Origin of the sequence: Azospirillum aestuarii, assembly GCF_016632405.1 — a bacterium.
GTDB classification, from domain to species: domain Bacteria; phylum Pseudomonadota; class Alphaproteobacteria; order Azospirillales; family Azospirillaceae; genus Azospirillum; species Azospirillum aestuarii.
On record NZ_JAEPIV010000003.1, the window covers coordinates 70276 to 84020 of the forward strand.

A 13745-nucleotide genomic window follows, 5' to 3' on the forward strand; every position below is an offset into this window, starting at 1 on the left:
CGCACGGCCGCAGCGGAACCGCCCCACCGCAAGCTGTGTTGCCGAAAGGACAGGATTCCAACAGAAGGATGACCGGTCATGCAAAAGTCCGGGCAGGGTTCCGGGGCCACGACCTCCGTCTGGATGGATCGCGGCGGGGCGGCGATGCCCGCCGGGACGGTCGCCCCCACCGCCGCGGCGCTGGGCGCCCTGCGGCCCAACCCATCACCCGACGTGATCGTCGTCGGGGCTGGCATCGCCGGGGTCACCACGGCCTACCTGCTCCAGCGTTCCGGCAAGTCGGTTCTGCTGCTGGACAACGGGCCGCCCGGCGGCGGCGAAACCGGGCGGACCACGGCGCATCTCTCCAACGTCATCGACGACCGCTTTACCGAGATCGAACGGCTGCACAGCGAGTCCGGCGCCCGCATGGCGGCGGACAGCCACGGCGCCGCCATCGACACCATCGAGCGGATCGCCCGTGAGGAAGGCATCGACTGCGGCTTCGCCCGGATCGACGGCTATCTGATGCTGGCGCCGGGGCAGGACCCAGCCACCCTGGACCGCGAGCGCGACGCCGCCCGCCGCGCCGGACTGGACGATGTCGAGCGGCTGGACGCCCCGCCCATCCGGCATCCCGGCCCCTGCCTGCGCTTCCCGCGGCAGGCGCGGATTCAAGCGCTGGACTATCTGGCCGGGCTGACCCGCGCCTTCCTGGCGCGCGGCGGCGCGCTGGCCACCGGGGCTCATGTCTCCACGGTCCGGCAGGACGGGGAGTGCGTGCGCGTCGAGGCCGGGCCGGACCATGCGTTGATCGAGGCCGCAGCGGTGGTCGTCGCCACCAACTCCCCGATCAGCGACCGCTTCGCCATCCATTCCAAGCAGGCACCCTACCGCACCTACGCCATTTCCGTCCGGGTTCCGAAGGGCAGCGTGCCCGACGCCCTCTATTGGGACACGCTCGACACCTATCACTATGTGCGGCTCCAGCCGGAGGCCGACCACGACCGGCTGATCGTCGGCGGCGAAGATCACAAGACCGGCGAGGCCCGCGACATGGCGGAGCGCTGGGCCGCGCTGGAAGCCTGGACACGCGCGCATTTCCCCCAGGCCGGGGCGGTCGGGCACCGCTGGTCCGGGCAGGTGATGGAGCCCTTCGACGGGCTGGCCTTCATCGGCCCCGACCCGGCCTATGGCGGGCGGGTCTTCGTGGCGACCGGCGACAGCGGCATGGGCATGACCCACGGCACCATCGCCGGGCTGGTCCTGTGCGAGCTGATCCACGGCAGCGGCAGCCCCTGGGCCGCGCTCTATGATCCCGGCCGCAAGATGACCAGCACGCTCGGCACCTATCTGCTGGAGAACCTGGACGTGGCCCGCCACTTCCTGCCCTACGTCCAGGGGCCGGAACTGGAGGGCGAGGACCGCATCCAACCCGGACAGGGCGCGGTGCTGAAGTCGGGCGTCTGGCCCGTCGCCGTCTTCCGCGACGAGTCGGGGGCGCTGCACCGCCGCTCCGCCATCTGCCCCCATCTGAAATGCGTGGTGCGCTGGAATCCCGGCGAGCGGAGCTGGGACTGCCCCTGCCACGGCTCCCGCTTCGCGGTGGATGGGACGGTTCTGAACGGCCCGGCCACCCAACCCCTCGCGCCCGTGGAGGACTCCGCAAGCAAAAACTGATAAAATCCTTCGAAACCGAAGGGTTTCGACCGGGCGTTGCAGGAGCCCTGCGACGAATTAACCTGTGGTAAAGGACTCCGGTACGATCATACCCTTACGGCGAAACGATCACGCGCGGGAGGCGGCGATGTATTACTCGGAAATGTCCGGACCGACAGGGACGACCAGTACGGTCCTGCAACAGGCGAACAACGCCAAGAAGGCAACCGAGAGCAAGGCCGCGGACGGCGCCAAGGCCGCCGCCGCCACGACCGACGCCGCGGCCCCCGCGAAAAGCGCCAGCCCGGCCTACACGATCAGCCAGTCGATGGAAAACCTGCTCGACAACCTGTCGGGCAAGAAACCCGCCGCGGCGGGCGCCGACGGCGCGAACGCCGGTGCTGCGGGCGACGCGGCCGGCGGCGGCAAGACCGGCGCCCAGGCCATGGCCGACCGGGCCAAGGAAGCCGAGCGGATCATGAGCAACGCCCTGGAGCAGTCCAAGGGGCTCGCCGGCCTGTTCGAGAAGGCCATCGACAACATGGCCGGCGACCTCGGCAGCCTGCTCGGCGGGCTGGGCATGTCGGACGACGACGTGAAGGGCGCCGTCGGCGATTTCGGCAGCACCATGAAGGACAAGCTGAAGTCCATGGATTTCAGCCAGATGGGCATGAGCATGGAGGAAGCCCGGTCGCAGTGGTCCATCGAATCCCGCGGCATGGAGTTGACCATCCAGGACGGCGACAAGTCGGTCCGCATCTCCTTCGCCAAGTCCACCCTCGACTTCACCCGTGAGGACCGCGGCCTGTCGGCCACGCTGAACGCGGACGGTTCGGGCAGCGCCATGTTCTCCGCCGCCACGACCAAGGTGTCCGGCAAGGCCACCGGCATGATCGTCCGCTCCGAGGGTTTCAGCGACGACGAGATCAAAGGCGTCCTGGAGAAGCTGAACGGCATGGCCGCGAAGGGCGGGATGAGCGGCCTTGGCGCCCTGACCCCGACCAAGAGCGCCGATGGCGTGATGCACCTGAACCTGGACCTGTCGCAGCCGATCGCCGGCCTGACCGACGGCAGCAGCGCCAAGACCGGCGCCGCGGCGGACACGTCCCAGAAGGTGGACATCAAGGCGTGACAAAGCGCGGTTCGTGCCCGCAGGGGGCGGTATGGGCTGTGATAAAGGGGGCCGATGCTTGCCGTTGAGCCGGCTCCCTGTATAGAAGCGGCTTTCGATGTATCGGAGATTCGCTTCCCCATGACCGACCGCAACGCCGTGCTGGCCGCGAACCGGGCTTTCTATCAGGCATTCACCGCGCGTGACTTTCCCGCCATGGACCGGCTGTGGGCCTCCCGCCTGCCCGTGTCCTGCATCCATCCCGGCTGGACGATCCTGTTCGGCCGGGAGGCGGTGGTGTCGAGCTGGCAGGACGTGCTGCGTGCCCCCCGCGGCCCGGCGGTGCAGGCGCGCAACGAACGCGTCAGTCTGTACGGCGACACCGCGGTCGTCCTGTGCGAGGAGATCGTGGGGGACACCCTCCTGGTCGCGACCAACCTCTTCGCGCGCGAGGACGGCGAATGGCGGCTGGCCCACCATCAGGCCGGGCCGGTGGCCGAGCCGGCCTCGCAGGTCCTGACCCCTTCCGACCGCCTTCCACCCGGCGGCCTTCTCCACTGACCGCGGCCAGTTTCGACAGCCGCACCTTCACCGACGGTCCGCCGCGTTCTCCAGATGCCAGATCAGGTCGCCCACCACACGGTCGGCGGTGACGCGCTCGGGGTCGCTGTTGGTCAGCGCCACCGCGGCCCAACGGTGGGCGCGTGAAAAGGCGATGTAGGCGTTGAAGCCGCCGGTGGACCCGGAATGCCAGAGGATCGGCGTGCCGTCCGCCGCCCAGGCGACGAACCAACCCAGCGCCATCGCCCCCTGCCCCAGCGCCCCCGGATCGCGCAGCGCCCGCCCATCCACCTGCACCGACTGGGCGAGCGCCAGCGTCGCGGCGGTCTCGCCGTCGCAGGCGGCCTTTCCCAAGCCGGTGCAGTCGCCCATGTTGGCGCGCAGCCAGCGCAGCAGGTCGTCGGCGGTGGAGTAGAGGCCGAAGGAGGGCTGCATGGCCGGCGCCTCCCAATCGGGCACCACCTGCCCGCGGGCGTGGCCCACCGCCTTGCGGGCTCGCTGCCCGGCGTTGGGCGACAGGGTGGTGTCGGTCATCCCGAAGCGGTCGGTGACCACTCTCTTCAACAGCGTTTCGTACGGAATGCCGGAAGCGGTGGACAGCGCCTCCCCCAGCACCGCCATGCCGACGTTGGAGTAGCGGAAGCGCGTGCCCGGCGGCACCGTCAGGCTAAAGCCGGACAGCCACGCCCCCACCTCCTCCCGCGTCAACGGCTTGTAGGGGTTGCGCGGGTCCTCCAGCCGGCTCCAGGAGAAGCGCGGCGTTTCCGGCACGTTGGGCAGCCCCGCCGTGTGGGTGGCGAGGTCGAGCAGGCGGATCGGCGTGCCGTCGAAGTCCGGGGCGTGGACCGGCTTGGGCAGATGGCGGGCCAGCGGATCGGTCGGGGCGACTCGTCCGGCGCGGATCAGCTCCGCCAGGATGGTGCCGGTGAAGGGCTTGGTCAGCGAGGCGATCTGGAACAGGGTGCGCCCGTCCGGCGGGCCGCCGTCGGGCCGTCCGCTGTCGCCACGCCCGATGACGAGGCTGCGCCCGTCGCGGATCACCCCGACGACGATGCTGCCCGCCCCCGCCTCGGCCAGACGGCGGTCGGCCAGCGCCGTCACCGCCTCGCCCAGACGGTCCGGGGCCACCGCGTCCGCCGGGGCCGGGGCCGTCGCCCAGACGGTGAGCGCAAGAAACGACACGACACCGAGCACCGGCCCCCGCATCCCCAGCCTCCGTCATCGGCGCGCGGAATGGGCGCGCTGAGGGGAGAATGGGAAGCGGCCCCGCCCGCCGGTACGCCCGCGGACGGACATCACGCCAACGGAGCAGGCCGCGCCGGGCGGGTTAGACCGGTAAGGTCCAGCCCACCCGGCCGAAATTTACTCGGCCAATTTCTACTCGGTGGGAATTTCCGCCAGCGGCGGGCGGCGGTCCTTCACGATGGTCAGGGGCACGTCGTCGGCGGCGATCTCGATGATCGGCTGGCCGCCCAGCAGGCTGGGGCACTGCTTGACCTGGGTGAAGGCCATGAAGAAATCGGCCTTGCGCCAGTCCAGCCCGGTGCCGTTGACCAGCTTCAGCCAGGGCGGCAGCTCGAAGCGTACGGCCAGCGTGTTGCCGCAGACCGACAGGGTGTACTGGCGCGGCGGCGCCTTGCCGCCGTTCTCGCGCTCCACCAGATCGATCAGCTCGGCCAGCGCCTCATGCTGGGAGTTGCCCCAGTAATCCAGCTCGAACCGGCCCTCGGCGCCCTTCAGCCCGCCGGCGAACTGGTTGTAGTAGACGTACTGGTTCGGGTGCATGGCGCCGAGCTGCCACGCGTACAGCACGGCCACCGCGATGGCCGCCGCCCCGTACGCCTGTCCCGTACGCCGCCCCAGCGCCTCGGCCCCGCTCCACAGCCGGTCGAGGGCGATGCCGGCCAGCACCGCCATCGGCGGCGCCACGAACAGGAAATGGCGGATGCCGTTGTAGACGGACGGGCGCATCAGCATGAACAGGATCACCGGCAGGAAGGCCGCCAGCGCCAGCGGCACCCAGCGCACCGCGCCGAAGGCGCCGTCCACGCTCCGCCAGCCGCCGCGCACCACCCACAGGGCGGCCAGCACCACCGCGGCCAGGGTGCCCAGCAGGACCGCCTCCGGCAGCTTCACCCCCAGATAGACCGGCAGGTAGAGCGCCGGCGGGGCGGCGGAGCTGACCATCTGCCCCATGAACAGCGTCTGGATGTCGATGGGGAAGTGCGAAACGACGCGCAGCGCCTCCAGCGGGTTCAGCGGCTTCTGCACCGCCCAGGGCCAGAACAGCGCCATCACCGCGTAGGCCAGGGGAATGGCCGGCAGCAGGGGCGGCACCGAACGACGGACGACGCCGAACGCCGGCCGCAGCCCGCCCCGCCACGCCACCAGCACCACATAGAGCGCCAGCGCCACCGCAAGGTAGAAGCCGGCCAGCACCGCGCCCACCCGGATCGACAGGGTCAGGCCCAGCGCCAGCCCGAATTTCAGCACCGCGCTGCGGCGCGGGGCCGGCATCTGCCCGATAATGCGGGTGGCGAAATAGAGCGTCCACACCATGCCCGCGGCGAAGGGCACGTCCTTGGTGTTGTTGAACATGGCGCCGTAATAGACGCCGGACAGCGCCAGCAGCGCCGCCGCCAGGAAGCCCGCCCGCGGCCCGGCCAGCAGCCGGGCGTAGCGCCAGCAGCCGGCGATGCCCAGCACCCCGACCAGCGCGCAGAGCAGGTGGCGCGTCTCGTACTCCTCGAACGGCGAGATCGGGACCACCAGGGCGGTCACCAGATCGAACAGCCCGCCATACAGGTACAGGTCCTTGAAATGGAAGGCCGACCGGTCGGTGAAGCCGGACAGGTAGAAGGACAGCAGCTTCTTGCCGTAGATGTGCTGCACCTCCTCGTCGGTGCTGATCCCGTAGTTCCGGAAGGTCAGCGCGGCGAGGATGATCAGGCACAGCAGAAGCGCGCGCGCCATGTCGTCCCACAGGGCCCCGGCGCGGCGTTGCGTCAGGGCGCCCGCCGGGGGCGTCGCCCCGAGGGGATTCAGGCCGATCGGCGGCATCAGGCTCATGAACGGCGGTCCTCGCTTCCGGGCTGGCGCCAAGCGCCTGCATTGGCCCCCGGATTGGCCCCTGGATTGGCCCCTGGATTGGATGCCGGAGCCGCGGCCTCGTCCTCGAAGCCGTGCGCGGAACGGACGATGTAGAGGGGGCGCCCCTTCACCTCGTTGAAGACGCGGCCGAGATAGTCGCCGATGACCCCCAGCGTGACGAGCTGGATACCGCCCATGAACAGCACCGCCGCCAGCAGCGATTCATAGCCGGGCACGTCGATGCCGTAGATCAGGGTGCGCAGCAGGCGCAGCAGGATGTAGACGAAGGCGAAGCCGGAGATCGCCATACCCACCAGACTCCACACCCGCAGCGGGAAGGTGGAGAAGGCGGTCAGACCGTCGAAGGACAGGCTGAGCAGCTTCAGGAAGCCCCATTTGGTGTCGCCACCCGCGCGCTCCCCCTGCTCGTAGGGGATGCTCGCCTGACGGAAACCGACCCAGGCGAAGATGCCCTTCATGAAGCGGGTGCGTTCCGGCATGCGGTTGATGACGTCGACCACCCGACGGTCCATCAGCCGGAAGTCGCCGACCTCGCGCGGCAGCTTGACCTCCGACAGGTTGTCGAAGATCCAGTAGAAGGCGCGGGCGAACATCCGGTGCCTCAGGCTCTGCCCCACCCGCGCGTGGCGCACGGCGACGACCACGTCGTAGCCCTCGCGCCATTTGGCGAGGAATTGCGGCAGCAGCTCCGGCGGGTGCTGGAGGTCGGCGTCCATCGGCACCACGGCGTCGCCGGTGGTGTGGCGCAGCCCGGCCGACAGGGCCAGCTCCTTTCCGAAGTTGCGCGACAGGTCGACCACCTTGATCCGCGGGTCGGCGTCATGGACGTCCAGCAGGCGGTCGAGCGTGTCGTCGCGGCTGCCGTCGTTGACGCAGACCACCTCCCACTCCGCGTCCAGCCGGTCGAGCACGGGCACCAACCGTTCGAACAGCGCCGCGATGTTGGGGGCTTCGTTGTAGAAGGGGATCACCACCGACAGGCGCCCCCGCTTCGTGCGGGCGGAGCGCGACGGCTTCGAAGCGGAAGCGGCGTCGCCTGGGCCAAGGGCGGGGCGGGGAACGGTGTTGGGAGAAGGCGCCAGAGTGGGCGCGTCGGTCAGGGACATGGCCGGCCGTTGGGTCAGATCATCACGAGCCGGGTCGGAGGGGTCCAGGCAGGCGTCCCCGGCGGGGCGCTTCGCCCTTTGGCGTATAGCACGATACATGGGGATGAGCAAAACGCCTCTATTGTGACCATCCACGGCCTAAGCCGTGACCAGCACGCCGCTGGAGCCGGCGCCGGAACGGCCCGTCGCTGTGGGCTAACGCCGCGGGCAGGACAAATATTCCAAGCCCCCGCGAAACCGCCAGAACCCGGAAGGATAAGGACATCCCCAAGCGTGCGCGGAGGGGCCACATGCCCGTTTTCGGGGACCGCAAGCCAGTTGGCACACTTAATGAATTGGTAAGCGGACACTGCCATGTTCTGTATCTAAACCATTCAGCCTCATCCGGAGTTTTCCCGACCATGAGCCTGTTCAACCATCTGCGGGTCGGCACCAAGATCACGGCGGCGAACGCCGGGGTTCTCCTCTTCCTGGTCGCCATCGGCGGCGTCGGGGTGTACGCACTGACGGGCGCGAAGGACGGCTTCGCGACCTATCAGACGCTGGCCCGCCAGACCACGGAGGTCGGGCGCATCCAGGCGACGATGCTGGAGGTCCAGCTCCAGGCCAAGACCTTCCTGCTGACCGGCAGCGAGGAGGCCGCCCACACGGTGGACTCGCTGGCCGCGGATCTCGACGGGCGGATCGACGAGGCCAAGACGCTGTTCACCGAGCCGACCCTGAACCGCACGGTGACCCAGATGGACGATGAGCTGGGCCAGTACCGCGAGGCCTTCGCCCGCATCATGGAGTTCCAGGCGACCCGCAACGAGGCGTCGGCGGAGCTTCTCGATCTCGGGATCAAGATGGAGAAGGCGCTGAGCAGCGTCATGGACAGCGCCTACGCGGACGGCGACACCGAGGCCGCCTATCAGGCGGGCATGGCCGCCCGCCACTTCCTCGCCGCCCGCAACACCGCCAACCGCTTCCTGACCGACGGCATGGCGGACAGAGCCGACAGCTTCCGCAAGGAGCTTCAGAGCGCCCGCGAGCGCGGCAACGCGATGCTCGCCAAGCTGACCGAGCTGGAGCGGCGGCGGGGCGCCTCCTCCTTCCTGGCCTACCAGCGCGTCTTCGCCACCCAGTTCGAGAAGGTGGTCGTCGCCACCACCAAGCGCGACGAGCTGGTCTCGCAGGTGCTGGAGACGCTCGGCCCGACCGTCAACGCGCGGGTCGAGCAGCTGCGCGACGCCAGCGCCCGCCAGCAGGCGGCGCTCGGCACCACCGCCACGGAGAACATCGACCGCGCCCGGACGATGACCACCGCCGCCGCCGCGGTCGCCGTCCTGCTCGGGCTGATCTCCGCCCTGCTGATCGGGCGCGGCCTGTCGCGGCCCATCGTCTCGATGACCGACACCATGACCCGTCTGGCCGGCGGCGACCGCCGGGTTGACGTGCCCGGCCTGGGCCGCGGCGACGAGATCGGCGGCATGGCCAAGGCCGTCGAGGTCTTCAAGCACAGCCTGATCGAGGCCGACCGCATGGCCGCCGCGCAGGCCGCCGAGCATGAGACCCGCCGCGAGCGGTCGGAGCGCATCGACGCCCTGACCCGCGAGTTCGACCGCATGGTGATGGAGGTGCTGTCCCGCGTCTCCTCCGCCGCCACCCAGCTCAACAGCACGGCCCAGGGCATGTCGGCCACCGCCGAGCAGACCACCCGGCAGGCCAGCGCCGTCGCCGCCGCCTCCACCCAGGCGACCGCCAACGTGGAGACCGTCGCCGCCGCCGCGGAGGAGCTCTCCAGCTCGATCCAGGAGATCAGCCGGCAGGTCGCCCAGAGCAACAGCATCGCCGGGCAGGCGGTCAACACCGCCGAGCGGACCGACGCCACCGTGCGCGGTCTGGTCGACGCCGCCCAGCGCATCGGCGAGGTGGTGCAGCTCATCAACGACATCGCCAGCCAGACCAACCTGCTGGCGCTCAACGCCACCATCGAGGCGGCCCGCGCGGGCGAGGCCGGCAAGGGCTTCGCCGTCGTGGCGTCGGAGGTCAAGAGCCTCGCCAACCAGACCGCCAAGGCGACCGAGGACATCTCCGGCCAGATCGCCGGCATCCAGCAGGTCAGCCGCGAGGCCGCCGGGGCCATCGCCGAGATCGGCCGCGTGATCGGCGAGATCAGCCACATCTCCACCACCATCGCCGCCGCGGTCGAGGAGCAGGGTGCGGCCACCCAGGAGATCAGCCGCAACGTTCAGCAGGCCGCCCGCGGCACGCAGGAGGTGTCCGGCAACATCGCCGGGGTGACCCAGGCGGCGGAAGCCACCGGCGACGCCTCCCGCCAGGTGCTCGACGCCGCCGACGGGCTGACCGGCGAGGCGGAGGGGCTGCGCGGATTCGTCTCCCGCTTCCTGACCGACATGCGGGCCGCCTGACGGTCTCTTCTTCACCCCTCTTCCATCGGATTGCGATGGAAGAGGGGTTTTTCTTGCGCCGCGCCGGACCTGTTGGGCAAATAGGGGTCGTTGCGCACCCCGGACTGCTTTTCCCATCATGATCCTGACCCCGATCCCGGCCGAGACGATGCCGGAGGCTCTGGCGACCTTCGAACGCCTGCTGGCCGGCAAGCCCCTGCCCCTCGCCGCCTTCCGGCGCATCGCCGCGACATGGCCGGTGCCCGGCGGCGTCGACACGCCGGAGCAGCGCGCCGAAGCGGTGCGGCTTGCCCATGCCCACGGCATCGGCACGCTGGACGAGCCGCCGAACGCCTCCTTCATGTGGGACGGCGAGGTCATCCGCACCGACGTGGAATCGACCGTCATCGTGCATGAGGTGGCCCACTGGCTGGTCGCGGCGCCCGAGCGCCGCGCGCTCTACGACTTCGGCCTGGGGCCGGGGCCGGAGACGACGCTGCGCAAGGAGGCGCGCAGCCAGCAGAAGCTGACCTTCGAGGACTGCATGCACGAGGAGCAGCAGACCTCCCTCCTCGGCGTGCTGTGGGAGGCCGAGCTGGGCCAGCCGGCGATCCTCGCCTTCCTGGAGCAGAACTGGATGGAGCGCTGGGAGCGGGAGAGCACCGCCGCCTTCTTCATCCGCCATGTCGAGGAACTCTTCACCCGCGGCCTGATCGACGCCGAGGGCCGCCCGTCCACGGCGCGCGCCTGGGCGGACCAGCGGGCAGACGAACGGATGCGGGCTGCCTGAAATTTGCACTGCCTATAAATCAATCATAATACCCCTGGAGGCTGGACCGTCATGACCCGCAACCTGCTTACGCTGGCCTCCGCGCTGGCCCTGCTCGCCACCCCGGCGGCGGCGGACACGCTGAAGATCGGCATGATCACCACCCTGTCCGGCCCCGGCGCGGGTCTGGGCATCGACATCCGCGACGGCTTCGCGCTGGCGGTGGAGCATGCGGGCGGCAAGCTGGGCGGGCAGGACACCCAGGTCATCGAGGCGGACGACCAGCAGAAGCCGGACGTCGCCGTCGGCCTCGCCAACCGCATGGTCGAGCGCGACCGCGTGCAGGTGGTGACCGGCGTGGTCTGGTCGAACCTCGCGCTGGCGATGCTGCCGACGCTGGCCGGCGGGCAGACCTTCTTCATCAGCCCCAACGCCGGCCCGTCGCAGCTGGCGGGCGCGCAGTGCAACCCGTACTTCTTCAACGCCGCCTACCAGAACGACCAGATCCACGAGGCCGTGGGCAAGCATGTCCAGGACGAGGGCTTCAAGAAGGTCTATCTGATGGCCCCCAACTACCCGGCGGGCAAGGACGGTCTGGCCGGCTTCAAGCGCTACTACAAGGGCGAGGTCGCGGGCGAGGTCTACACCCAGGTCGGGCAGCTCGACTACGCGGCGGAGTTGGCGCAGCTCAAGGCCGCGGCGCCGGACGCCGTCTACGTCTTCTACCCCGGCGGCATGGGCATCAACTTCATCAAGCAGTATGAGCAGGCCGGGCTGAAGGGTGCGGTGCCGCTGTTCGGCCCCGGCTTCTCCTTCGACCAGGACATCCTGGCGGCGGTCGGCGAGTCCGCGCTCGGCGTGAAGAACTCGGCGCAGTGGAGCCCCGACCTCGACAACGCCGCCAACAGGAAGTTCGTCGCCGACTTCAAGGCCAAGTACGGGCGCATCCCGTCCATGTACGCCGCCCAGGGCTACGACACGGCGCTGCTGATCGACACGGCGGTGAAGGCGGTCGGCGGCAACCTGAAGGACAAGGACAAGCTGCGCGCCGCGCTGGCCTCGGCCAAGCTGCAGAGTCTGCGCGGCGAGGTGGCCTTCAACACCAACCACTACCCGATCCACAACATCTACCTGCGCGAGGTGGTGAAGGGTGCGGACGGTGCGGTGACCAACAAGACCGTCGCCACGGTCTTCACCAACCACGCCGACGCCTATGTCAAAGACTGCCCGATGAAGTGAGGCGCAGCCAGGACGCCGGAGAATGGACGCGCTCCTCCTCGTCGAACAGGGTCTGAACGGGCTTCAGCTCGGGGTGATGCTGTTCCTGATGGCCGCCGGACTGACGCTCGTCTTCGGCATCATGGACCTCATCAACCTCGCCCACGGCACCTTCTACATGGTCGGCGCCTACCTGACGGCGGCGCTGGTCCCGGTGCTGGACAGCTTCCCCCTGGCGCTGGCGGCGGCGGTGCTGCTGACGGCGCTGCTGGGGCTGGTGGTGGAGGCGGTGGCTCTGCGCACGCTCTACCGCCGCGATCATCTCGACCAGGTGCTGGCGACCTTCGGGCTGATCCTGTTCTTCAACGAGCTGGTGAAGATCGTCTTCGGCCCGGTCCCCATCTTCCTGAACCCGCCGGCGGCGCTGGCCGGGACGGTGGACCTGTTCGGACTGAAATATCCGGCCTTCCGGCTGGCGATCCTCGCCGTCGGCATCGCCGTGGCGGTGTTCCTGTGGCTGCTGATCGCCCGCACGCGGGTCGGCATGCTGATCCGCGCCGGGGCCACCAACCGCGAGATGGTGATGGCGCTGGGGGTGGACGTCCGGCGGTTGTTCGGGCTGGTCTTCGCGCTGGGCTGCGGGCTGGCCGGGCTGGCCGGCGCGATGGCCGGGCCGGTGCTGGCCGTGCAGGTCGGCATGGGCGAGCAGATCCTGATCCTGACCTTCGTGGTCATCGTGATCGGCGGCATCGGCTCGATCCGCGGGGCGCTGGCCGGCGCCCTGCTGGTCGGCATGGTGGACACGCTGGGCCGCGCCCTGCTGCCCGCCGCCTTCCGTCTGGTGATGGACGCCGCCAACGCCAGCGCCGCCGGGGCGGCTTTGGCCTCCATGGCGATCTACGTGCTGATGGCGGTGGTTCTGGCGATCAAGCCAAAGGGGCTGTTCCCCGCCCATTGACGGCGTGTGTCACGCCCCGCCATAAGCCACCGGGTCGGCCAGCCCGGCCTCCTGGAAGCCCTTCAGCCGCAGCAGGCAGCTGTCGCAGGACCCGCAGGCGGTGCCGTCGGGCGCCGGGTCGTAGCAGGAGTGGGTCAGGCCGTAATCCACGCCCAGCTCCAGCCCGCGGCGGATGATGCCCGCCTTGTCGAGCGTCATCAGCGGGGCGTGGATCGTGAACCGGCTGGTGCCCTCGACCCCCGCCTTGGTGGCGAGGTTCGCCATGGCCTCGAAGGCGGCGATGTATTCGGGGCGGCAGTCCGGATAGCCGGAATAGTCCAGCGCGTTCACGCCGATGAAGATGTCCGACGCCTGCAGCGTCTCCGCCCAGGCCAGCGCGAAGGACAGGAACACCGTGTTGCGCGCCGGGACGTAGGTCACCGGGATGCCCGTCCCCAGATCCGCCGCGCTGGCGTGCTTGGGCACGGCGATGGCGTCGGTCAGGGCCGAGCCGCCGAAGGCCCGCAGATCGATGTCGGCGATGACGTGACGGTCCACCGCCATGGCCGCGGCGACGCGCCTGGCCGCTTCCAGCTCCACCGCGTGGCGCTGGCCGTAGCGGAAGCTGAGCGCGTTCAGCCGGTAGCCCTGGTCCCGGGCGATCGCCAGCACCGTCGTGGAATCCAGCCCGCCGCTGACCAGCACCACCGCGTTCCTTGCGTTCATGTCCTTGCCCTTTCCCCATGCCCCCGGCCGGCCCGGCATAATCCCGTCCAGCCGGCGGGTCAACGGCCATGGCCGCTTGTGCAGGGCCGCTCGTGGTAGCCCGCCTACAGGGGCCAGCCGCCGAAGCCCCTCCGCACCGCTCCAGAATCCCCGCAGCTGTTAACTCTTCGGCAATTTC

The 13745-nt window shown here is 69.8% G+C and carries 11 protein-coding genes; 7 read left to right on the forward strand and 4 right to left on the reverse strand.

Annotated elements, in window-relative coordinates; genetic code table 11:
- Window positions 1-78: 78 nt before the first annotated feature.
- The 3 genes from JJL56_RS09660 (at window position 79) to JJL56_RS09670 (ending at window position 3310) form a co-directional block, all read left to right on the forward strand.
- The gene (locus JJL56_RS09660) at window positions 79-1659 is read left to right on the forward strand and encodes an FAD-dependent oxidoreductase (RefSeq protein WP_200485027.1); all 1581 of its coding nucleotides are present in this window, start codon (window positions 79-81) and stop codon (window positions 1657-1659) included.
- Between the two features lie 127 nt (window positions 1660-1786).
- On the forward strand, window positions 1787-2770 hold the full coding sequence (locus JJL56_RS09665; protein WP_200485028.1) for a hypothetical protein: 984 nt from the start codon (window positions 1787-1789) through the stop codon (window positions 2768-2770).
- Between the two features lie 120 nt (window positions 2771-2890).
- Window positions 2891-3310 carry a nuclear transport factor 2 family protein gene (locus JJL56_RS09670; protein ID WP_145625038.1) on the forward strand — a complete coding sequence of 140 codons (420 nt, stop codon included), beginning with the start codon at window positions 2891-2893 and terminating at the stop codon, window positions 3308-3310.
- 27 nt (window positions 3311-3337) lie between these two features.
- Here JJL56_RS09670 and JJL56_RS09675 read toward each other — a convergent pair whose 3' ends face one another.
- The 3 genes from JJL56_RS09675 to JJL56_RS09685 form a co-directional block, all read right to left on the reverse strand.
- Window positions 3338-4492 carry a serine hydrolase domain-containing protein gene (locus JJL56_RS09675; protein ID WP_247889385.1) on the reverse strand — a complete coding sequence of 385 codons (1155 nt, stop codon included), beginning with the start codon at window positions 4490-4492 and terminating at the stop codon, window positions 3338-3340.
- 195 nt (window positions 4493-4687) lie between these two features.
- Window positions 4688-6379, reverse strand: a complete 1692-nt coding sequence (locus tag JJL56_RS09680; protein ID WP_145625041.1) for a glycosyltransferase family 39 protein — start codon at window positions 6377-6379, stop codon at window positions 4688-4690.
- Window positions 6376-7527, reverse strand: a complete 1152-nt coding sequence (locus JJL56_RS09685; protein ID WP_200485029.1) for a glycosyltransferase family 2 protein — start codon at window positions 7525-7527, stop codon at window positions 6376-6378. Before JJL56_RS09685 ends, JJL56_RS09680 begins: the two co-directional genes overlap by 4 nt.
- A gap of 401 nt (window positions 7528-7928) precedes the next feature.
- Between JJL56_RS09685 and JJL56_RS09690 the strand changes: the two genes are divergently transcribed.
- From JJL56_RS09690 to JJL56_RS09705, 4 genes are all read left to right on the forward strand, one after another.
- Entirely contained in the window at window positions 7929-9938 is a 2010-nt protein-coding gene (locus JJL56_RS09690; RefSeq protein ID WP_200485030.1) for a HAMP domain-containing methyl-accepting chemotaxis protein, read from the forward strand.
- A 118-nt stretch (window positions 9939-10056) separates the two neighbouring features.
- Entirely contained in the window at window positions 10057-10707 is a 651-nt protein-coding gene (locus tag JJL56_RS09695) for an elongation factor P hydroxylase (RefSeq protein ID WP_200485031.1), read from the forward strand.
- 51 nt (window positions 10708-10758) lie between these two features.
- Window positions 10759-11925, forward strand: a complete 1167-nt coding sequence (locus tag JJL56_RS09700; protein ID WP_200485032.1) for an ABC transporter substrate-binding protein — start codon at window positions 10759-10761, stop codon at window positions 11923-11925.
- 22 nt (window positions 11926-11947) lie between these two features.
- Window positions 11948-12862 (forward strand): branched-chain amino acid ABC transporter permease, encoded by a 915-nt coding sequence (locus JJL56_RS09705; RefSeq protein WP_145625052.1) that lies wholly within the window; start codon window positions 11948-11950, stop codon window positions 12860-12862.
- Window positions 12863-12871: 9 nt separating this feature from the next.
- Here JJL56_RS09705 and queC read toward each other — a convergent pair whose 3' ends face one another.
- The gene (gene queC / locus JJL56_RS09710; RefSeq protein WP_145625054.1) at window positions 12872-13567 is read right to left on the reverse strand and encodes a 7-cyano-7-deazaguanine synthase QueC; all 696 of its coding nucleotides are present in this window, start codon (window positions 13565-13567) and stop codon (window positions 12872-12874) included.
- Window positions 13568-13745: the final 178 nt, after the last annotated feature.